The sequence below is a fragment of the Mycobacteroides saopaulense genome (assembly GCF_001456355.1).
In the GTDB taxonomy this organism is placed as follows: Bacteria; Actinomycetota; Actinomycetes; order Mycobacteriales; family Mycobacteriaceae; genus Mycobacterium; species Mycobacterium saopaulense.
The window spans coordinates 1347108-1365435 of the sequence record NZ_CP010271.1 but is presented as its reverse complement, the minus strand read 5'-3'; the positions used below and the strand labels follow the sequence as shown (position 1 = coordinate 1365435).

Below are 18328 nucleotides of genomic sequence, written 5' to 3'. Positions count from 1 at the left end.
CGAGTTCGTCGTCTCTGTCGATCGGGGGCGTGTTGTGGCACGTTTATCTGCACCATCTCCGCAGGTCTGGATTTAAGAGTGTCATAAGAGGGGTGGCGATTTCTTCTGGCTCAATAGTTACTGCCGAGTTCTACGCGGGAGTAACCACCGCATACGTAACAGCAGGCCAGGCGCTGGCAACTAACCGCCGAATCAAACGTGCTGCATGCAGGTGGTTACGGTCGAGTAGGTATAACATCGCAGATCAGACATCGATTGTTATCGAATCGTTATGTTTGATTTGGGTGGCGCCGACCACATTCGCGCGTGTCGGGTTCGGCGACTGCGACAAGGCCTTCTAGACCGCGAAAATTTAGAGTTTGCGCCAAAAGTTTGCTGGCACTGAAATACTGATTCAACTTGTGTGACAGGTGTGACTGGTGAGGTTTGTTCAGCGACCCATGAGGCGAGCGGAACGTCGCCGAGACCGCGCTCGGAGTCCCGGTATCGAAGTCCGCCGGTTTCGGCCATGTGGCAGCCGGGACGCAAACAGGTGACGCCTCGTTCTAGACCCACTGCCCGAAATTGGGCTTGAGGATGTCGTTGAGGTCGACCCCGATTCCGCCGACCTGCCGCTTGTCGATCTCGAACTGATGCAGGTGCGCCTCGGGATGGACGAAACCCTTGGGGCTGCCCCAGTTGTGCTGCCAAAAGTACGAGCACAACCCGTCCTGCAGGGCCCAATCAATGGTCTTGGAGTTGCCGTAGAGGCCGGTGCGGGCGTGCCCGACCACCGTTTCCCAGGCCTTCAGGTAGGGCGCCACCTGATTCTTGTACTGCTCAGGTGTCGGGTTGTCGTCGATCGAGACGTAGATCGGCACGTTGTAGGAACCGCCCGCGGCGACATGCAGCTGCCAACCCCGCTGTGCGTGTTTGATGCCGGCGTCATGGCCACCGAGCCAGTCCGCCGTGTCCTGCTTGCCGTACTGGTAGTTGGAGACGATCTTCAAACCCGCCCGATATAGATCGCGCGCCTCGGCCAGTTTGATGGGTTTGCCCGCCGACAATCCGGGGCTGCGTGGATCGGATACGTACCGGATGGCGCCCAGGTGCCCGGCGGCCTTGATCGCTTCGGGAGTCGGAACACCGCCGGCGTAGTCGATGAGTGTGCCCAATGATGCGGCGTTCGCCCGCGGGGTCGCCCAAGCTGCGCCGCCCAGTGCCGCCGCGGCCGGCAAGGCGGCGGCGTATTTGAGGACATCCCGACGGGATATGGACACCACTGCTACCTCACAAGGCCGATCCGAGCACTCGGGCCTCAGATTACGACAACTACCTCAACAAAAACGGTAGCCACGCATGTCACATACGACACATCGACTTCTAGGCATCCGCGATCCGAAACACCTCGTCGGCGATCAAACGCGGTTCGGTCAGAACGACCTGATGTCCGGATTTGCGCGCCACCACGTGGCGCGCGCCGAGGCGGTGTGCCGTCACCTGATGTGCGGCATTCAGTTCGGACCGTGTCTCCTCATTCAGAAACTCCGCGCGCGCTCCCGAGATGACGGTGACGGGAATGCTGCCCAGAGTCGGTGGTTCGTCGCGTAACCCGGCCATCCCGTCGACAAACCTGCGGTCCTCCTCGTTGGCGGCGCGTCCGGCCCGCCACGTCAGATCTTCGGACACCATGTCGTCGACGACATCGCGTGGCATCCGCGGCATCATGCGGCGAACGAGAAACGGCAGCAGGCCCACCCGGCCCATCACGTCGAGGGCCGCCCGATGGATGACGCCCAGGAACCGCAAACCGGGCGAGGCGGGACGGTAATAGGCATCGAGGTTCTCGTCGGAGTGATCGACGAGAACGATGCCGGCGATGCGCGACGGATCGGCCACCGTCGAGGCCAGCGCGATGGTTCCGCCGTAACTGTGACCCACCAGGATGTAAGGCCCCGGACCGAGTGCCGCCAGCAGCTCACTCAGGTCCCCGCTGATTCGTTCCAGGGTGCGCGGCTGATGATCGTCATCGCTGCGCCCCAGGTTCGCTCGGTCATAAACCACCGACCGAAAACGCTGGGCCACAAGGGGTTGCACAAGACCCCAGGCCGATCGCGAGAAGCCCATCCCCGACTCGAAGACCACGGTCGGATCACCGGTTCCGGCGACCATGTAGTGCAACGCGCGCCCGTCGGAGGTAGTCAAGTAATTACTCGACCCCAGGGTGTGGCTCACCCAGCCACCGTACGGAACATCCGCCGTCGAGGTCGGCGGCTAGGCCCCCGAGTGCAACAGTGGTCGCAGCCGTTCGGTCTTCGCCTGTGTCCATCCCGGCGGTTGCAGGATCGCTGCCCACGCATCGGCGACCGCCCGCACGTACACGTGGCCATGCCCGTCGGGAACATTCACCGCGACAGCCATGTCGGCGGAAACCTGCAAGAAGGTCACAAACGGTATCCACTCCATGCTCGGCAGCACGTCGTAACCACGCGGTTCACGCAGCCAGTCCGGCTTGCTCAGAATGAGATCGGGGTTCCACCAGGCGATCGGGTCCGACGCGTGCTGTAGATAGACGATGCGCGGGTTCCCCCAGGTGTTCGCGGGGCGCTTGAGATCCTCTGGGCGCGAAACGAATCGAACATTTTGTCCGTCGTCGTAGATCGGCAACACCTCGGGCGACCCGTCGTCGCGGTTGTGTGTGGCCTCAAGCCACATGGAGTTGTTGAACGTGGGGCCGGAGAACAGCGCACCGTCGGTACGGGCCACGATGTTGTTCACCGACAGGAACGGCGCCTCGCCGCCGAACGATCCGAGACTCTCCCCGAACACCACCAGCTTGGGCCGTACCGCCTCCGGCATGGCACGCACCCGCGCGGACACGGCCTCGAACAACGCCTGCCCTGCCTGACGCGCGTTCTCCTTGTCCACCAGGAACGAGAGCCAGCTGGGCAGAAATGAATACTGCATGCTGACAATGGCGGTGTCGCCGTTGTACATGTATTCCAGAGCGTCTGCCTCGGCCTGGTTGATCCAGCCGGTTCCCGTCGTGGTGGCCACCGCCACCACCTTGCGATGCAAGCCACCCTCACGTTCCAGCTCGCGAGCCGCGAGCTCGGCCGTCGCCTTGATGCCGTCCGCGGACTCCAGGCCCGCGTACGCCCGGATCGGTTCGGTGGCCGGCGCGTTGTTGAACGCGGACAGCTCACGGGTGGTGGCACCACCACCGATGAAGGCACGGCCCTGATTCCCCAACGACGCCCAGGAGACCAACGAGCCCGGCCCGCCCGAGCGCAGCGATGTCGTCGGCGCGGGGTTGTCCGGGCTCTCCTCGTTGTTCACCGCCGAGAAGGTGTTGTTCAAGAAGTCCATCGCCACCCTGACGACAACACCGTTGATGAGGGCCATCGCCAGAACCACCACCAGCGTGACGGCAACCACCGCGGAAACGCGTTTGGGTGCCACACGGTTGAGCCGTCCGATCAGGAACAGAATCAGCCGGCGGATCTGTTGCCCGATCTCGACCAGCACGAACAGCACAATGATCGACAGCACAGCGGTCTGCGGATGTGCCCAGAACGTGAGCCTCGGTACGCCCATGAGGTCACGTACGCGGTCCTGCCAGAAGTGGAACCAGACGATCATCAAGACGGTGCCGATGATCCCGACCACGATGAGAATCCACCATGCGATGCGCGGTGCCCGCGGGCTCGAATCCTGTGACCGCATGTAGCGCACCAGCCAGACCGCCAGGACACCGAGCCCGTAACCAATGGCTCCAGAACCCCCGCTCACCAATGCCTGGAACAGCGGGCCCCGCGGCAACAGTGACGGTGTCATCGACAGCCAGAGGAAGACCAAGCCGACCGCGGTACCCGTGAACGTGTACCGCCGCACCCACCATGCGGGCATCTCGGATTTCTCGGGCGTGGACGCGGCGAGCGCTGTGTCTGGCTCCTCGTCGTGGTCCTTGTCGATATCCCGGTCGATCGCCATTGCCACACCCTTCTCGATGCCGCCAGCTGTGAGTGTCAATGGTGCACGCACGTCGGAGCACCGCACAGGGGTATTACCAGATCGGCAACGCGAGTGTGACCCGTAGGTCGCGCTGCCACCAACACCCAGAACCCGGCTGCGCAAATCCCGGAAAGGTGCCGTAGATCACCAGCGCAGCGAACTGGGCCAGCCGGGGAGCCGACCGCGCTCCCAGGCTTCTGCGGTATCCTGCCAACTTGCCATCAGGGCCTTCAACGGTAGGACGGGGACAGAGCGGCGCGACGGGGGCACGACGAGGATTACACATGCGACATGCCGGTGTCGGCCGTGAGGCCAGGACGACCAGCACACAGGGCCCTTCACACAGCCCCAAGCGGGAACGACGGCGCCGCGGCTCCATCTCGGCCGAGGAGATCATCGCCGGCGCGTTCGAACTCGCCGAGGAAATTGGCATCAGTGGGCTGAGCATGCCGCTGCTAGCGAAGCATCTGGACGTCGGCGTCACGAGTATCTACTGGTACTTCCGCAAAAAGGGCGAGCTGCTCGATGCGATGACCGACCGCGCGACAAAGCAGTATCACTTCGCCGCACCGTTCGTCGGCGACGAAACGTGGCAGGACGCCCTGCGCTGCCACACCCACCGGATGCGTCAAGCGTTTCGAGAGCGTCCGGTACTGGTCGAGCTCATCCTGATGCGCACGAGTGAGCTCAGCAGTGAGGCCTTGCAGGCGAGCATTCAGAACCTGGAATCGCTGGTACAGACCCTCATCGGCGTCGGATTCAGCCCAGACAACGCACTGGACGTGTACTTCTCCCTGTCTCTGCACATTCGCGGCATCGTGGTCCTCGAGCACATGGATACCGTCATGCCCGCGTCCGGCGAGGCCCGCAGCCTGGTACCTAACCCCGCGATCGCCCCGACCCTGCACGAGTTGGCCTCCCGCGGTCATTCGATCGCCACGATCTCGGATGCCAACTTCGACTTCACCGTCGAGGCCATCATCCAACGCGCCGAGCACCTGCTCGCCCAGGACATCGCAGCACGCGAGGCTTCCTGATCGACCGTCAGACCTTGGAGTTGAGCAGCTCCTCGATCTTCTCGAGCCGCTGGTTCGACAGCGCTGTGTTGTCGATCGATCGATCCCCCGAACAGGTCACCAGCTGTGCGATCACGTTGGCCTTGGCGATCACGGTGAACTCGCAAATCCATTGATCACCATCGAGATTCGTCGACCACCGCACCATATCGGGTGAACCCGCGGTGACCGGACCCGGCGTGACGGTGCTGCGCTTCCCGTCATCACCCCACGCAACCACCTGGCGCTGACACGCGGAGACTTTCGCGCGGACCGAATCCAAGAACTTCGCCGCCTGGAAATCACCGGGATAGGTGGCCGAGACTTCGAGGAGTTGGTGCTGATTGGGATACTGGTTGTCGGTCTGTGTCCGCGCCTCGCGGCCGGTGTAGTTCGTGGGGAACAGCGGATGGCGGCCGTACCCGACGACCCCTTGGCATTCGGCGGGATCGGAACCTGTCCACAGGACCGATTGCATGTCGGTTTCGAACAGCGGCTTGCCCGGCGTGATGGTCAGCGATAGCGCCGGAGTCAGGAGTTGGTCGAGCTGGGCGGGCTGAATCGGGCCCGCCGAAACAGATCCTCTTTCCGCTGTCGCCTCCCCGTCGACCCCCTTTTGGCAGCCCGTCGCGGCGAGCAGCAGCGCGAGCACCAGCGGTACTGACCACCTCATGTCGGCAAACTTTACCCGCATACGGTGCTCTCCCGGATTTGGGCATTGTCCCGTGGCAGGCATGCGATCTCGGGTAAGAAGAGTCCAGCCGACATGACCGGTCGGTAATGCGAAAAGGCACCACGACCCGAGAAGGAGTGCGCGGTATGTCCACCAAGCTGGCGACACCACAGGAGCTGCTGTCCCTGGGCAGAGTCGAATTGGGTACCAGCAGTTGGGTTCAGATCACCCAGGAACAGGTCAATGAGTTCGCGGACGCGACCGGCGACCGGCAGTGGATTCACATCGACACCGAACGTGCCAAGTCCGGCCCTTTCGGCGGGACTATCGTGCATGGATACCTCACGCTCGCTCTGGCCCCGGCATTCCTCGACGAGGTACTTGAGATCGCGTCGTACGACGCGGTGCTCAACTACGGAGTCAACAAGGTGAGATTCCCCGCGCCGCTGCACGTGGGCGCGCGCGTGCGCGGGCACGTCACGCTGCTGTCGGCCAAGCAGCGCGACAAAGGCACCGTGGAGGCGACGTACGGGATCAAGTACGAGATCGAGGGCAAGGATCGGCCGCCCTGTGCCGCCGAAAGCGTGTACCTATACCAGTAGTCACGGCCAGGCAGGTTTCCCGCGGATCCGGCCGACCACGAGCAACGCGAGCAGTGTCACCAGGAGCAGCAGCGTGGTGGACGCTGCCGCCGAGAAGACTTGTCCACGGTCCGAGAGGCCGAAGATGGTCACCGGCAGGGTTCGCCATGTGGCCGGGTACACCATTACCGTCGCGCCCAATTCTCCCATCGACAATGCGATAGCCAATCCGGCCGCCGCTCCCAACGACGGCATCAACAGCGGCAACGTCACCCTGCTCAGAACTCGGCCGCGCCCGGCGCCCAATGACTCGGCCACCTGCCGGTAAGCCGGGTCCAGACGTGCCAGCGCAGCCGATACGGAGCTGAACGCGAAGGCCAGGACAAGCGCGGTATGGGCAACGATCACAATCCATTTCGTCCCTCCCAGCAGAAAGGGGCGTTCGTTGAAGGCGATCAACAATCCCAACCCGATCGCCACCGAAGGAATCGCGATCGGCAGGTGGAAAAGGATGTCGACGGCTCGGCGAAACCACGGGGCCACTTCACGCACACTCAACGCCGCCCAGGTTCCGAGGACCAGTGCGAACGCGCTCGCGATGAGGGCGGTCTGCAGACTGACCGCCAAACTGGCCAGATCGTCACCGCCCAGGACCTTCTCAAATCGCCCGACCCCAAGCTGCGAAGGCAGCGGGCCCGTCCACTCTCCCGAAAATCCTGCCAGCACCACGGTCGCTATCGGCGCCACGAAGATTGCAGTGACAGCGGCGGCGAAGACTGCCCAGAGGACCATTCTGCTCCGCCTTGTCCACAACAGCATGTCAGACCTCCTTCGGGTACTCGGCGGTCCGGCCAGACACCATGCGCGAGAAGATGATCCGGTACAGGCCGTACAGGGCCAGCGAAACCACCACCTGAACGGTCGCGATGACAGCGGCCCCCGGCAAATCGAACGTGACGATTCCCCTGGTGTAGATGAGCACCGGCAGGGTCACGACCTCCTTGGCGCCGGTGAACAGCACGATGCCGAACTCGTTGAGCGCCAAAAGCAGCACCAGGCTTCCACCTGCCATCAGTGCGGGCCACGCCTCCGGCATCACCACCTGACGCAACACCCGCCATGGAGAAGCACCGAGGCTGGCCGCGACATCGAGCTGTTCACGTGGAACTGTCGCGAAGGCGGCCAGCAAGGGACGCACCACAAACGGCGTGAAGAACGTGATCTCGGCCAGGACCACGCCGGTGGGGGTGGACAGGAAATCGAGTGTCCGTGAGCTTCCGAAGAGACTCGCGATGACCGCGTTGACCGCGCCCGCGGTGCCGTACAAGAACGTGAAGGCCAGGGTGATCAGAAAGGACGGAAGCGCGAGCACGGTATCGATGAGACGGCCAACCAATTCCGACCCGGGAAATGGCACGAAGGACAACACGACGGCAAGGAAAGTACCTAACATCAGACACCCGATGGTGGTGAGGACGGCAACCTGTGCGGTGGTCACCAACGCGCGCTGAAACATGGTGGAGGTCAGCACCGCGGACCAAGCGCTATTCCCCTTTCCTTCAGCGGAATTCGACAGCACTCTCAGCAGCGGGTACACGATGATGACGAGTACGACGAAAAGTGGCGGCAACGCCCAGAGAACGGGCGCTGCGGATCGGGGCTGCGGGCGGGCTTGCGCGTCAGGCGGGCCGGGGCGCTCCAGCACCGTGGTCATCCCCCGGCACCCGGAGCGGTGACGAGCACTCCGGCCGGTTCCGGAAACTTCACTCCGACAACCGAATCTGGCGCAAAGTCGCCGCGCCCTGGTACATCCGCCTCGATCAGCTGGTCCGGGAATCCATTCACCGCCAGCGAAAGCCTGGTCGAGGCCCCTCGCCACACCTGACGTGCGACGCGTGCCCGCAGTGCGCCGGGTTCGGTGACGGCGACCACCGAGAGCGTGTGCGGACGCACACACACCAGGGCATTCACACCCGGTGCCCAGGGATCGCGGCCGAATTCGGCCTTAGGCGCCGTCACACTGAGCATCTTGTCTCCCACCGAGACGAGTGCTGACTCACCCGAAACCCGGCCCACCGTGCACGGGATCAGGTTGGCACCACCAAGGAAACTGGCGGTGAAATCAGTTGGGGGCCTGGTCCACAGGTTGTGCACGGTATCGATGTCGACCAGCTCCGCGTTGCGCATGACCGCGATCCGGTCGGCCAACGCCAGCGCCTCGCTTTGGTCGTGGGTGACATACAGCATCGCGGTATCCGAGAGAGTCTGCTGCAGTTGTTGCAGTTCCGCGACCATCGACTGGCGCAGTTGCGCATCCAGCGCGGCAAGCGGTTCATCCAGGAGCAGTACCCGAGGCCGGACGGCCAGCGCACGCGCGATGGCCACGCGCTGCTGCTGACCACCGGACAGCTCGCGTGGATAGCGGTCGGCGTACGCGGACATGCTCACCATCGCGAGAGTCTCCTCGACACGCGCCGCGATGTGATCTGACTTGGTGCCCCGCGCACGCAACCCGAAGGCGACGTTGTCGTGCACCCGCATGTGCGGAAACAGCGCATAGGACTGCACCACCACTCCGATTCCCCGCTTAGCCGGTGGCAGGTCTGTGACATCTCGACCGTCCAACCGAACCGTGCCAAAGGCTGGCCGCACGAAGCCTGCAAGCACCTTGAGGGCGGTTGACTTTCCTGACCCGCTGGGTCCGAGAAGTGCCACCGTCTCACCGCGAGTGATGCGCAGATTGAAGTTCCGCAGCGCTTCCGATCTCTTCCTACCGCGCCCGTAGGCGACGGTCACGTGATCGAAGACAATGGCCGGAGCGTCCGTGGCGGCGCCAGTACGCTGGGGAAATCCAGAGGGCGCACTGGCAAGAACATCGCCGACAGAACTTTCGGGTGAAGAGAATTCGGCACTGCAATTCATGTCAGCTCCCGGTCGCTTTCTGATAGGCGGTCAATGACGCGTCTAGGGTGCCGAGCACCTGGTCCCAGTCCGGATACCAGATGTTCACGCCCGCCATTACGTTCGACGGCGTGTCGGGTCCCATTTCGGTTTTCACGTCGGCACGCACCGGCATACCCAACGCTTCCCGAGAGACCGTCTGCTGAACCCTCGTGGACAATAGGTAGTCGAGCAGCTTCTTCGCGTTCTCCACATGTGTTGCACCCTTGGTAATTCCGGCAACATAAGGCAGGGAAATGGTCGACCTGACACCGTCGTCAGCCGCAGGGATGAACACCGAGAAGTTCGAGCGGTCCTCACGGATGGAGGCCAGATTCATCTGAACGTCCCCGTTGGCCACCCACAGTTCGGCATTGCTGACCTTGGGCTGAAGCTTGCCGGTAGAACTGGATGGTCCCACGTTGTTGTGCTGCAGCCGGCCCAGGTAGTCGAGGGCACCCTGCTCTCCCATGAGCCGCTGAAGCAGGACCAGCATGGCGGTCCCGTCCCCTGCCTGCCCCGGCGTCGAATATTGAAGTTTGCCCTTGAACCGCGGATCCAGCAAGTCATCCCAGCGCGCGTCCTTCAGTGCCGCAGCGGGATTCGCGATGAACGTCAGATAGTTGTCGACGATGGCGACGTACCGGCCGTCCCGATCCTTGTTGTGGTCCGCGACCGCCGAGACATCGACACCGGCGGCTACCAGCAGTCCATTGCTCGCCGCCTTCTGGACAAACGGCGGCAAAGTCACCAACATGTCGGCCTGCGGATTGGCCCGTTCCTTCGCCACCCGCGAAACCACCTCAGCGGACCCGGCTTCGACGAGGTTCACTGAGATTCCGGTGCTTTGGGTGAACTCCTCGAATCGCGTCTTGTACCACGGACCCAGCCCATCGGCGCTGTAGACGGTGACGGAGTTGGGTCCGGTACCACCGCCGGTCCCTCCACATGCGCCCACGACGACGCTGAATACAAGGGCCGCTGCCACCGTCCACGTCCGTACCCATGCGAGATGTCTCATATCGGGTTATTCAGATTCGCCGCAGGACGATATCGGCGAACTCGCCCACCGAATGCACTATGTGCGTGGGCTGGGCGGTGCCGAGCTGGGCCGCGTCATGAGCACCGGTTAGCGTTCCCGCCACGATCTGCGCTCCCGCGCGACGGCCGGCCAGTACGTCGCTGGCGGTATCCCCGAGAACTGCTACCTCGCGAACATCGTTGACCTCCAGGCGAAGCACCGCCGTCAACACCAGGTCCGGGTATGGCCTTCCGCGCCCGGCCTCCGAGGGGGCCAGCGTAAGGTCGGCGATTTCGGCCCAACCGAGCGCTGCCAGCAGCTTCTCCTTGGTGGGGGCGCTGAATCCCGTCGTGAGCACTACCTTGACGCCCGCTTCCCGCAATGCCGAGATCGCCTCCACCGCACCGTCGATCGGCCGGGCGCGACCTTCCCCGATCAGCGCATCGTAGGCGTCCTCGAACGTCCGGTTCGCGTGTTGCGCCCTGTCCTCGTCTCCGAGCAGATGACGGAACACGGCGATCTTCGATTGCCCCATGGTGTCGATGACGTACTGGCGAGCGCGATCACGTTCGGGGCCGGCCTCCTCGATGCCCCCCGCGGTGGCTGCCGTCTCGAACGCCTGGAGCACCAATCCACCGTCGGCTACGGTGGTGCCGGCCATGTCGAGCACGGCAAGTCGAATGGGAATGTCGGACATAGTTTTTCCTTTCTCGGGGTCGTGGCCGCTAGAGATTCATCAGGTCTGCGGTGTCCTCGCCGATGGCTGGACCGAGCGTCATTCCGCGCCCACCGGGCCCGGTGACCACCCATATCCCTGGCGCAGGCTGGTGCCGGTAGACGATCTGGTTCGGGTCGGTGCACTGTGAATAGACCCCCGCCCAGCGCCGTACCACCGGCGGGAGTTTGTGGCCCAGCAGTTCTTCCGCGGCGCTGATGAGATGCCGGTAGGGCGCCTCATCGACATCGAAGGCGAACGGTTCGGTGTACTCGTGGGTGTCCCCGATCGTGAGGCCACCGTGCAGTCGTTGCACGCAGAGGAGCTGCATCTTGTGGTCGGCGGCCGTAGGTTCTTGCAGCTGCACGGCATTCAAGGCATCGAGCGCCTCTCCGGCGAACGCCGGGTAGTAGCGCAGGCTGTCACCGTCCGCGATCGCCGTGGTCAGCTCCTCGCCGAGCGGAGCGGTCTGCATCATCTGCAATCGCACTCTACGGACCGGGAAGTTGCCCAACAGCTCTCGCGTAAGTCCGCCGTGTGCCGCCCCGGCACACATCACAACCGCATCTCCGCGGTAGACCTCTCCGTCGTCAACACGGACCGAAACTCCTTCGGAGGCGGTGTCTATGGCACGCGCTTCGCGATTCGCCACAAAGGTGTAGCGTCCTGTCTTCTTCATGTGCAGTCGCAGGGCCGGCAGAGCCACCCGTGACTCGACGGCGGCATCGCGGGCACAGTGCAATCCGGCGAGGAACTTGCCGCGCAATGCCGGGTTGAGCCGCAGAACCGCTCCGGGCTCAAGAAGACTGAACCCCCGCTCGTCCGCGTCGGAACGCGTCATCACCTCCTCGGCGACCGCCACCTCTTCCTGGGTCCGCAGCAACGTCAGTGAGCCGATCGCCCTAAAGCCGATACCCGGGACTGATTTCGCGATGCCATGCCACAGATCCCGAGAACGTTGCGCGGCGCGCAGCTCAATGGTCGATCTGCCGGAAACCCACACCAACCCGAAGTTCCGGACCGTCGCCCCGCGCGCTTCCGCTTCGCGTTCCAACTGCACCACATGTTGTCCGCGCTCGATCGCCGCCCATGCATGGGCCGTTCCGAGAATCCCGCCGCCGATCACTATCACTCGCATGCCACCAGCGTCCCGTATTGGTCTAGACCAATCAATAACACGCGACCGAACTCCGAGTGAACAATTGGTATAGACCAATTTGGCGTACGCTACGCCTGTGGACACCGTCGCCGAACTCGAAGCGGTACTGCTCTCCTTGCGTGGGATATGGGACGAGGAGGCCGTCGACGAGCTCGACCACGCCCTGCAAGCGGGCTACCTCGCTCACGCCGACCGCGCCGACGACGAGCTAGTGCTCGCGTCCGTTCTGCACGACATCGGACACAGCCCGCTCCTCGGCGCAGCCCCCGATCACCGGCATGACGCCGTCGCACGACATTGGCTCACCCCTCGCCTGGGAAACCGCGTCGGGTGGCTCGCGGGCTCACATGTGGCGGCCAAGCGCTACCTCGCGCTGACGGATTCGACCTATGCCGCCCGCCTGTCTCCCACATCCGTGGCCTCACTGGCCCACCAGGGCGGCGCAGGATCGGACGCTCGATGGAGCGAGCACCCATGGTGGGTCGACGCACTACGGCTACGCAGATTCGATGATGGCGCGAAAGCCCCTGGCGCCATGACACTTTCCATCCCACACGTGCTCGCACTGGCACGAAGGGTGGTGGCAAGACATGACGGCTGACGTGCGGCTACCCAAGCACTACCGGGTGCGCACCGAACTGGACCGCATTCTCTCGACACTCGACGAAGGAGATTCGGTACCGCCCGAGCGTGATCTCGCCGAACGATTTGAGGTGTCGCGCGAAACGGTCCGTCAGGCGCTGCACGAGCTGCTGGTGGAGGGCCGCATCGAGCGACGGGGGCGCGGCACGGTGGTGTCGGCACCAAAATTGTTGCAGCCATTGTCTTTACGCTCGTATACCGAGGGCGCGCACAGTCAGGGCCGAATCCCGGGACGACTGCTGGTCACCTGGGAGGACATCGCCGGCGATGCGGATCTGTGCCGCGATCTCGGCATCCGAAGCGGATCCACCGTGATGCACCTGGAACGCGTACTTCTGGCCGACGGCGCCAAACTCGGACTCGAGAGCACCTACCTGGCCAAGTCGAGGTTCGGCGCACTACACAACGGCTTCGATCCCGGCACCTCGCTGTACGAGGCGATACGCGGCATGGGGGTTCAGTTCGGGAGTGCCGTCGAGCGCATCGAAACAGTGCTCGCTTCCCCACGCGAAGCCTCGCTGCTAGACACCTCGACCGCCATGCCCATGCTCCTGATGCACCGGCGCACGCTCGATACCGAAGGACGGCCGATCGAGCGTGTGCGTTCACTCTTCCGCGGCGACCGGGTTGCCTTCGAGGCTGTACTCAAGGAATGAGTATTAAGTGTACGAATGCCGTACACTTAATACTCATGGTTCCACGCGGCGACGCACGCACCGCGGCGATACTCGACACCGCCCTGCAGGTACTGGCGCGCGACGGGTACGAGCGGTTTACCATCGATTCCGTTGCTGCACAGGCACATGCCAGTAAGACGACCATCTACCGCAGGTGGAGCAACAAGGCCGAGCTGGTGAAGGCGGCCCTTGACGCACATGACGCGCACTGCAACGCGCAGGTACCCGACACCGGCTCGCTGCAGGGTGACCTACTCGCGACACTGGAGATGCTGCGTCACAAGGCGAAGTCCATGCCCCCGAGTCTGTATGCCGACCTCATCCGCGCTATGGAGCACGACACCGAACTGGCCGACGCCATCGCTCGCCACCTAGCCGACTCGAACCTCTCCCCGTTCGACGCTCCCCTTTCCCGGGCCGTCACGCGCGGTGAGGTGCGCCCGGACGTCGACCGCGAACTGGTCCACGATGTCGCCGAGGCGATGCTCGCGCACCGGTTGACACTGAAAGCAACACTCGACGATGAGTTCATCGGTCGACTGGTCGACGACGTCTTGATTGTCCTTGCGCAAGGACGTGTTTGATGACCGTACTGATCTCGGGCGCCGGACCCACCGGGCTGACCTTGGCGTGCGAATTGGCGCGGCGCGGTGTCGCGTGCCGGGTACTGGACAAGGCACCCGGCACGTTCCCGGGCTCCCGAGGCAAGGGGCTCTCCCCGCGTACTCAGGAGGTGTTCGACGATCTCGGGATCTCAGGGGCCATCACGGCAAGCGGAATGCCCATGCCCTCCTTTCGCATCTACTCGGGGCATGACGTCGTTGCCGAGCGCTCCCTACTGGAAATGCTGGGTTCTGACATCCCGTCGGGACCGGGCGTGCCCTATGCAGGATTTTGGATGGTGCCGCAATGGCGCACCGACGAGATCCTGTTGTCCAGGCTGCGTGAACTCGGTGGCGATGTGGAGTTCGGCTGCGAAGTAACAGGATTCGAGCAGGATACCGAGGGAGTGACGGTTTCGGTGTCCCGCGAGGGACTTCCTGAAACACGCCGCGCCTCGTATCTCATCGGCGCCGACGGCGGGCGCAGCACCGTCCGCAAGGCTCTCGGTGTCAGATTCGCCGGACAGACATTCGAGCGCGAGCGGACATTGATCGGCGATGTGCGAGCGGACGGTTTGGAGGGAACGTTCTGTCACGTGTTGACGCGGGGTGGTCAGGTGTCGGAACGCTTTTCGCTGTGGAATCTACCCGGCAGCCAGCACTATCAGTTTGTCGCCAGTATGGCCGCTGATGATGTTCCCCCGCTCACCCTCGGGGCGGTTCAGCGGCTACTGGTCGAGCGTTCGGGACGCGAAGATATCGCGCTGCATGACCTTCGGTGGATCTCGCTGTATCGCGTGAACGCACGAATGGTGGACAAGTTCCGGAAGGGCCGAGTGATCCTGGCTGGAGATGCCGCCCACGTGCACTCCTCGGCGGGCGGACAGGGCCTGAACACCAGCGTGCAAGACGCCTACAACTTGGGCTGGAAGCTGGCGGCGGTCGTCTCAGGCGCTCCAGCCGAGCTGCTGGACACTTACGAGGAAGAGCGGATGCCCGTCGCCGCCGCCGTGCTCGGGCTCAGTACCGATCTACACCGGCGTAACTTCGAGCCCTCCGACGGGCCCGCGCCTCAGTTGCATCAGATGGACATCACCTATCGCGGAGGATCATTGGCCGTCGATGATCGCGCACACCCCGGCAACCTGGGGGCCGGTGACCGCGCGCCAGACGCCCGGTTGCCGGAAGGCACTCATCTGTTTGATGTGCTGCGCGGCACGCACTTCACCCTGCTCACATTCGGCGACCACACCCCCGACATCGCCGATATACGCGTCCAGCGGATGGGCCCTTCCGCTGACTACGACGTCGAGCCTTCGACGCTTGTCCTGGTGCGTCCGGATGGCTACATCGGCGTCATCACCGAATCCGAGAATACCGTGCGCCACTACCTCGCTCGTGTGCGCTAGACGCGGACGGCCAACGGCTCGATGCGCGCGGGCACATGCTTATGCCATGGCGTGCCGGCGTACTCGTCACGCCATGCCGAGGACGTGAGCGCATTCGGTGCGACGCCCGGGACGCTGATCTCACCGGACTCATCGGTGTAGTCGAGCCCAAACCCGTTGGGCAGCGAGGCATGGCCGGGCTGCATCATGTCACTGATCTCGACGGTGGCCTCGGCGCTGCCCGCCGCGGTGGCGATACGCACCCGCTCCCCATCTGCCACCCCAAGCGCTTGGGCGTCCTCCACACTGACCCTCAGCGCACCCTGCTGGTCCCGCTTACGCCAGGCGGGGTCGCGAATGATGTCGTTGGCGGTGTATGCCCGCCGCTCACCGGCGGAAAGCACGATCGGGAACTCGGGCGTGGTCAGCTGGGCGGGGCGGGATGCCAATCCTCTGATGTCGTCCAGCATTTCAGGGATCGCCAACGCGATCTTGCGGTCGGTGTGCGTGATGAGCGCGAAGTCGTCCTCGTACTCGTGGACGGTGAAGACCACCCCGGACGGACTGTTCAATATGGCATCGAACAACGCGTTGCCATCGGGATAGCCCGCCCGCACCACCGCCTGTGGATACGTCATCATCACCTTCTGCGCCAAGCCCCACAGCGCGGCGGCCCCCTCCAGCCCCTCGGGCAAGGTCGGGCCGAGGGTTTCATACAGCACATAGGGAGCCAGCGGGGCCAGTACCGGGTTTCCCAGCACCGCGAAGAATGCCTGGAGATAGGCGTCGCGCCCCTGCGCGGCGGCTTCACGCAACGGCTGCAGATCCGCGTCATCCACCACACCCAGCGCCCGGACCAACCGCGCCCAGATCTCGGGCTCGGGCAGGGTTCCCGGCGCCGGCTCGAACAGCGGGTGCCTCAGCTGAAAGGTGTTGTGTGGGAACTCCAGATTGAAGAACGTCGCCTCCACCTTCTCGAACTGGGTGGCGGCGGGCAGCACGTAGTGTGCGAGGCGTGCGGTCTCGGTCATCGCCACGTCGACGACGACCAGCAGCTCCAAGGACTCGAAGGCCTCCTTGCATCTCGCCGAATCCGCCAGGGAGTGAGCGGGATTGCTGCTCTCGACGATCATGGCGCGGAATCGGTCGGGGTGATCCGTGAGGATCTCCTCGGGGACGACATTGGACGGCAGCAGCCCACCGATGATGGGTGCTCCGGTTACCGGAGTCTTGCCGAAGAACCCGCCCATGAGCGGGGCCATCCACGAATGCAGGTGCTGGCCACCGCGCTTGGCGAAGCTGCCGGTGAGTATCCAGAGCATCTTGTTCAGGTACGAGCTCAACGTGCTGTTGGGGGCCTGCTGGACCCCCAGGTCTTCGAAGACCGCCACGCTCTCGGCCGCGGCGATCCGCCGGGCCGCCCGCCGAATGAGATCCTCATCGACGCCACAGCGCAGCGCGTAGTCGGCGATCGGTACCGCGCGCAGCACGTCACGAACTTCCTCGGTGCCGTTGACGTGCTCAGCCAAAAAGACTTCGTCACACAGATTCTCCTGGATCAGCACCGCGGCAAGAGCGGCCAGGCACCAGGCGTCGGCTCCGGGGCGCACCCGCAGGTGAAAGTCGGCCATCTTGGCGGTATCGGTGATCACCGGGTCGATGACGACCATCGAGCGCGCGGGATCCTTGGCGATCTCATTGAGCACCACGCGGGCCCGGGGGAAGCTCTGCGACATCCACGGGTTCTTCCCGACGAAGACCGACACCTCAGCGTGTTCGAACTCGCCACGGGTGTGCCCGCCGTACAGGCTCTTGTCGATCCAGGCCTCGCCTGTCTTCTCTTGGGCCAGCGCATTGGAGCGGTATTTGGAGCCGATCGCCTTCAGGAACGCGCCGCTGTAGGCACCACCCAGGTGGTTTCCCTGGCCACCACCGCCGTAGTAGAAGATCTTGTCGCCGCCGTAGCTGTCACGGATATGCCGGAAACCCTCGGCGATCTCCACGATCGCGGTGTCCCAATCGATTTCCTCATAGGTGCCATCGGGCCGGCGGCGCATGGGCGAGATCAGCCGGTTGGCGTTGTTCTGGTAGTGGTTCAGGCGCAGCGCTTTGTTGCAGGTGTAACCCTTCGAGCCCGGATGCTCCTTGTCTCCGCGGATCTTGGCGAGCGTGCGCCCCTCCGTCTGCACCACGATGCCGCAGTTGCACTCACACAAAATGCAGGCAGTGGGCAGCCAGTTGGTGGTGTTCATGACAGAGCCTCCTCGATAAGAGCGCGCAACTGCTTGTGCACCACGTCGATCGGTGCGATGTCACGGGTTGATCGCGCGACGATGATGGCCCCTTCCAACGAGGTCATCGCCATCATCGCGAGCTCATCGGCGCGCGCCCGGGCAACACCGGCGGCAGCCAACTTGTCGGCGATGAGGCCGATCCAGCGCCGAAAGACCTCTGCCGAGCGTTCGATGAGCTGCTGATTGCCGGCCGGGCTTTCCGGGTCCCCTGCCTCCACCGTCACCGCGACTACCGGACATCCTGCCCGAAAATCGCTGCGCGTCAGCTGCTTTCGATAGGAGGCGACGAGCATGTCGAGTGCGTCCACCACCGAGGGTTTGGCATCGATCATCCCGGCGATGTAGTCGCCGGCAAGATCCACTGCCTCGCAGAGCAGTTGAGTGCGCCCGCCGGGAAAGTAGTGGTACGCCGACCCGCGCGGTGCGCCGCTGTGCTCGAGAACATCGGAAATGGCCGTCGCATGCGCACCGCGCTCCCGGATCAGTAAGGCCGCCGAGGCGACCATTCGTTCGCGCGGGGTGCTCATTCTCGTCCTTCCGGCCCGGCAGGCGGTCTATGTATGATGCCCTACATAATCGCCCACCGAG

General features: G+C 63.8%; 18 protein-coding genes. 6 read left to right on the top strand and 12 right to left on the bottom strand.

All coding sequences use genetic code 11. The annotated features are described in order from the left end of the window. Positions 1 to 545: 545 nt before the first annotated feature. The 3 genes from MYCSP_RS06860 to MYCSP_RS06850 all read right to left on the bottom strand — a co-directional run bounded on the left by MYCSP_RS06860 (position 546) and on the right by MYCSP_RS06850 (position 4011). Positions 546 to 1262 carry a DUF1906 domain-containing protein gene (locus tag MYCSP_RS06860; protein WP_083013957.1) on the bottom strand — a complete coding sequence of 239 codons (717 nt, stop codon included), beginning with the start codon at positions 1260 to 1262 and terminating at the stop codon, positions 546 to 548. Between the two features lie 100 nt (positions 1263 to 1362). Continuing rightward, entirely contained in the window at positions 1363 to 2184 is an 822-nt protein-coding gene (locus MYCSP_RS06855) for an alpha/beta fold hydrolase (RefSeq protein ID WP_083014002.1), read from the bottom strand. 69 nt (positions 2185 to 2253) lie between these two features. After that, positions 2254 to 4011, bottom strand: coding sequence for an alpha/beta hydrolase (locus MYCSP_RS06850; RefSeq protein ID WP_088415490.1), 1758 nt, complete (start codon positions 4009 to 4011; stop codon positions 2254 to 2256). 266 nt (positions 4012 to 4277) lie between these two features. Between MYCSP_RS06850 and MYCSP_RS06845 the strand changes: the two genes are divergently transcribed. Further along, on the top strand, positions 4278 to 5030 hold the full coding sequence (locus MYCSP_RS06845) for a TetR/AcrR family transcriptional regulator (protein ID WP_070911340.1): 753 nt from the start codon (positions 4278 to 4280) through the stop codon (positions 5028 to 5030). Between the two features lie 7 nt (positions 5031 to 5037). Here MYCSP_RS06845 and MYCSP_RS06840 read toward each other — a convergent pair whose 3' ends face one another. Next, positions 5038 to 5742, bottom strand: a complete 705-nt coding sequence (locus MYCSP_RS06840; RefSeq protein ID WP_235629528.1) for a sensor domain-containing protein — start codon at positions 5740 to 5742, stop codon at positions 5038 to 5040. A 125-nt stretch (positions 5743 to 5867) separates the two neighbouring features. On the opposite strand from MYCSP_RS06840, the gene MYCSP_RS06835 reads away from it, so the two are divergent. Continuing rightward, positions 5868 to 6323 carry a MaoC family dehydratase gene (locus MYCSP_RS06835; protein WP_070911506.1) on the top strand — a complete coding sequence of 152 codons (456 nt, stop codon included), beginning with the start codon at positions 5868 to 5870 and terminating at the stop codon, positions 6321 to 6323. Here the strand turns inward: MYCSP_RS06835 and MYCSP_RS06830 are convergent, their stop codons facing one another. From MYCSP_RS06830 to MYCSP_RS06805, 6 genes are read right to left on the bottom strand one after another with little or no spacing between them, the layout of a single operon-like run. Then, the gene (locus MYCSP_RS06830) at positions 6324 to 7121 is read right to left on the bottom strand and encodes an ABC transporter permease (protein WP_083013954.1); all 798 of its coding nucleotides are present in this window, start codon (positions 7119 to 7121) and stop codon (positions 6324 to 6326) included. 1 nt (position 7122) lies between these two features. Continuing rightward, positions 7123 to 8016 carry a 2-aminoethylphosphonate ABC transporter permease subunit gene (locus MYCSP_RS06825; protein WP_083013953.1) on the bottom strand — a complete coding sequence of 298 codons (894 nt, stop codon included), beginning with the start codon at positions 8014 to 8016 and terminating at the stop codon, positions 7123 to 7125. After that, a complete protein-coding gene (locus tag MYCSP_RS06820) occupies positions 8013 to 9224 on the bottom strand; it encodes an ABC transporter ATP-binding protein (protein ID WP_088413446.1) in 1212 nt (403 codons plus the stop codon). Before MYCSP_RS06820 ends, MYCSP_RS06825 begins: the two co-directional genes overlap by 4 nt. A gap of 1 nt (position 9225) precedes the next feature. Then, complete coding sequence (locus MYCSP_RS06815) at positions 9226 to 10263, bottom strand: 2-aminoethylphosphonate ABC transporter substrate-binding protein (RefSeq protein WP_083013951.1); 1038 nt, start codon at positions 10261 to 10263, stop codon at positions 9226 to 9228. Positions 10264 to 10273: 10 nt separating this feature from the next. Continuing rightward, positions 10274 to 10960, bottom strand: coding sequence for a phosphonatase-like hydrolase (locus MYCSP_RS06810; protein ID WP_088413445.1), 687 nt, complete (start codon positions 10958 to 10960; stop codon positions 10274 to 10276). Positions 10961 to 10988: 28 nt separating this feature from the next. Further along, complete coding sequence (locus tag MYCSP_RS06805; protein ID WP_088413444.1) at positions 10989 to 12116, bottom strand: TIGR03364 family FAD-dependent oxidoreductase; 1128 nt, start codon at positions 12114 to 12116, stop codon at positions 10989 to 10991. A 97-nt stretch (positions 12117 to 12213) separates the two neighbouring features. On the opposite strand from MYCSP_RS06805, the gene MYCSP_RS06800 reads away from it, so the two are divergent. Genes MYCSP_RS06800 through MYCSP_RS06785 form a run of 4 tightly spaced genes read left to right on the top strand, consistent with a single transcriptional unit; the run spans position 12214 to position 15467 of the window. Next, a complete protein-coding gene (locus tag MYCSP_RS06800; RefSeq protein ID WP_083013948.1) occupies positions 12214 to 12738 on the top strand; it encodes an HD domain-containing protein in 525 nt (174 codons plus the stop codon). Further along, complete coding sequence (locus MYCSP_RS06795) at positions 12728 to 13435, top strand: GntR family transcriptional regulator (protein ID WP_088413443.1); 708 nt, start codon at positions 12728 to 12730, stop codon at positions 13433 to 13435. Before MYCSP_RS06800 ends, MYCSP_RS06795 begins: the two co-directional genes overlap by 11 nt. 35 nt (positions 13436 to 13470) lie before the next feature. After that, the gene (locus tag MYCSP_RS06790) at positions 13471 to 14040 is read left to right on the top strand and encodes a TetR/AcrR family transcriptional regulator (protein ID WP_083013946.1); all 570 of its coding nucleotides are present in this window, start codon (positions 13471 to 13473) and stop codon (positions 14038 to 14040) included. Further along, entirely contained in the window at positions 14040 to 15467 is a 1428-nt protein-coding gene (locus tag MYCSP_RS06785) for an FAD-dependent monooxygenase (RefSeq protein ID WP_088413442.1), read from the top strand. The genes MYCSP_RS06790 and MYCSP_RS06785 overlap by 1 nt, the downstream gene beginning before the upstream one ends. Here the strand turns inward: MYCSP_RS06785 and MYCSP_RS06780 are convergent. Both MYCSP_RS06780 and MYCSP_RS06775 read right to left on the bottom strand, forming a co-directional pair. Continuing rightward, complete coding sequence (locus tag MYCSP_RS06780; RefSeq protein WP_088413441.1) at positions 15464 to 17698, bottom strand: molybdopterin oxidoreductase family protein; 2235 nt, start codon at positions 17696 to 17698, stop codon at positions 15464 to 15466. The two genes, MYCSP_RS06785 and MYCSP_RS06780, sit on opposite strands and share 4 nt — an antisense overlap. Then, positions 17695 to 18267: a TetR/AcrR family transcriptional regulator gene (locus MYCSP_RS06775; RefSeq protein WP_088413440.1), complete on the bottom strand. Its 573-nt coding sequence runs from the start codon at positions 18265 to 18267 to the stop codon at positions 17695 to 17697. The genes MYCSP_RS06780 and MYCSP_RS06775 overlap by 4 nt, the downstream gene beginning before the upstream one ends. Between the last annotated feature and the right edge of the window lie 61 nt (positions 18268 to 18328).

Excerpts from the sequence above, each read along its gene's own strand:
- MYCSP_RS06785 (WP_088413442.1), top strand. The coding sequence starts at position 14,040 with ATGACCGTACTGATCTCGGGCGCCGGACCCACCGGGCTGACCTTGGCG.
- MYCSP_RS06810 (WP_088413445.1), bottom strand. The coding sequence starts at position 10,960 with ATGTCCGACATTCCCATTCGACTTGCCGTGCTCGACATGGCCGGCACC.
- MYCSP_RS06845 (WP_070911340.1), top strand. The coding sequence starts at position 4,278 with ATGCGACATGCCGGTGTCGGCCGTGAGGCCAGGACGACCAGCACACAG.
- MYCSP_RS06840 (WP_235629528.1), bottom strand. The coding sequence starts at position 5,742 with ATGCGGGTAAAGTTTGCCGACATGAGGTGGTCAGTACCGCTGGTGCTC.
- MYCSP_RS06790 (WP_083013946.1), top strand. The coding sequence starts at position 13,471 with ATGGTTCCACGCGGCGACGCACGCACCGCGGCGATACTCGACACCGCC.
- MYCSP_RS06775 (WP_088413440.1), bottom strand. The coding sequence starts at position 18,267 with ATGAGCACCCCGCGCGAACGAATGGTCGCCTCGGCGGCCTTACTGATC.
- MYCSP_RS06835 (WP_070911506.1), top strand. The coding sequence starts at position 5,868 with ATGTCCACCAAGCTGGCGACACCACAGGAGCTGCTGTCCCTGGGCAGA.
- MYCSP_RS06795 (WP_088413443.1), top strand. The coding sequence starts at position 12,728 with ATGACGGCTGACGTGCGGCTACCCAAGCACTACCGGGTGCGCACCGAA.
- MYCSP_RS06805 (WP_088413444.1), bottom strand. The coding sequence starts at position 12,116 with ATGCGAGTGATAGTGATCGGCGGCGGGATTCTCGGAACGGCCCATGCA.
- MYCSP_RS06780 (WP_088413441.1), bottom strand. The coding sequence starts at position 17,698 with ATGAACACCACCAACTGGCTGCCCACTGCCTGCATTTTGTGTGAGTGC.
- MYCSP_RS06820 (WP_088413446.1), bottom strand. The coding sequence starts at position 9,224 with ATGAATTGCAGTGCCGAATTCTCTTCACCCGAAAGTTCTGTCGGCGAT.
- MYCSP_RS06815 (WP_083013951.1), bottom strand. The coding sequence starts at position 10,263 with ATGAGACATCTCGCATGGGTACGGACGTGGACGGTGGCAGCGGCCCTT.
- MYCSP_RS06825 (WP_083013953.1), bottom strand. The coding sequence starts at position 8,016 with ATGACCACGGTGCTGGAGCGCCCCGGCCCGCCTGACGCGCAAGCCCGC.
- MYCSP_RS06830 (WP_083013954.1), bottom strand. The coding sequence starts at position 7,121 with ATGCTGTTGTGGACAAGGCGGAGCAGAATGGTCCTCTGGGCAGTCTTC.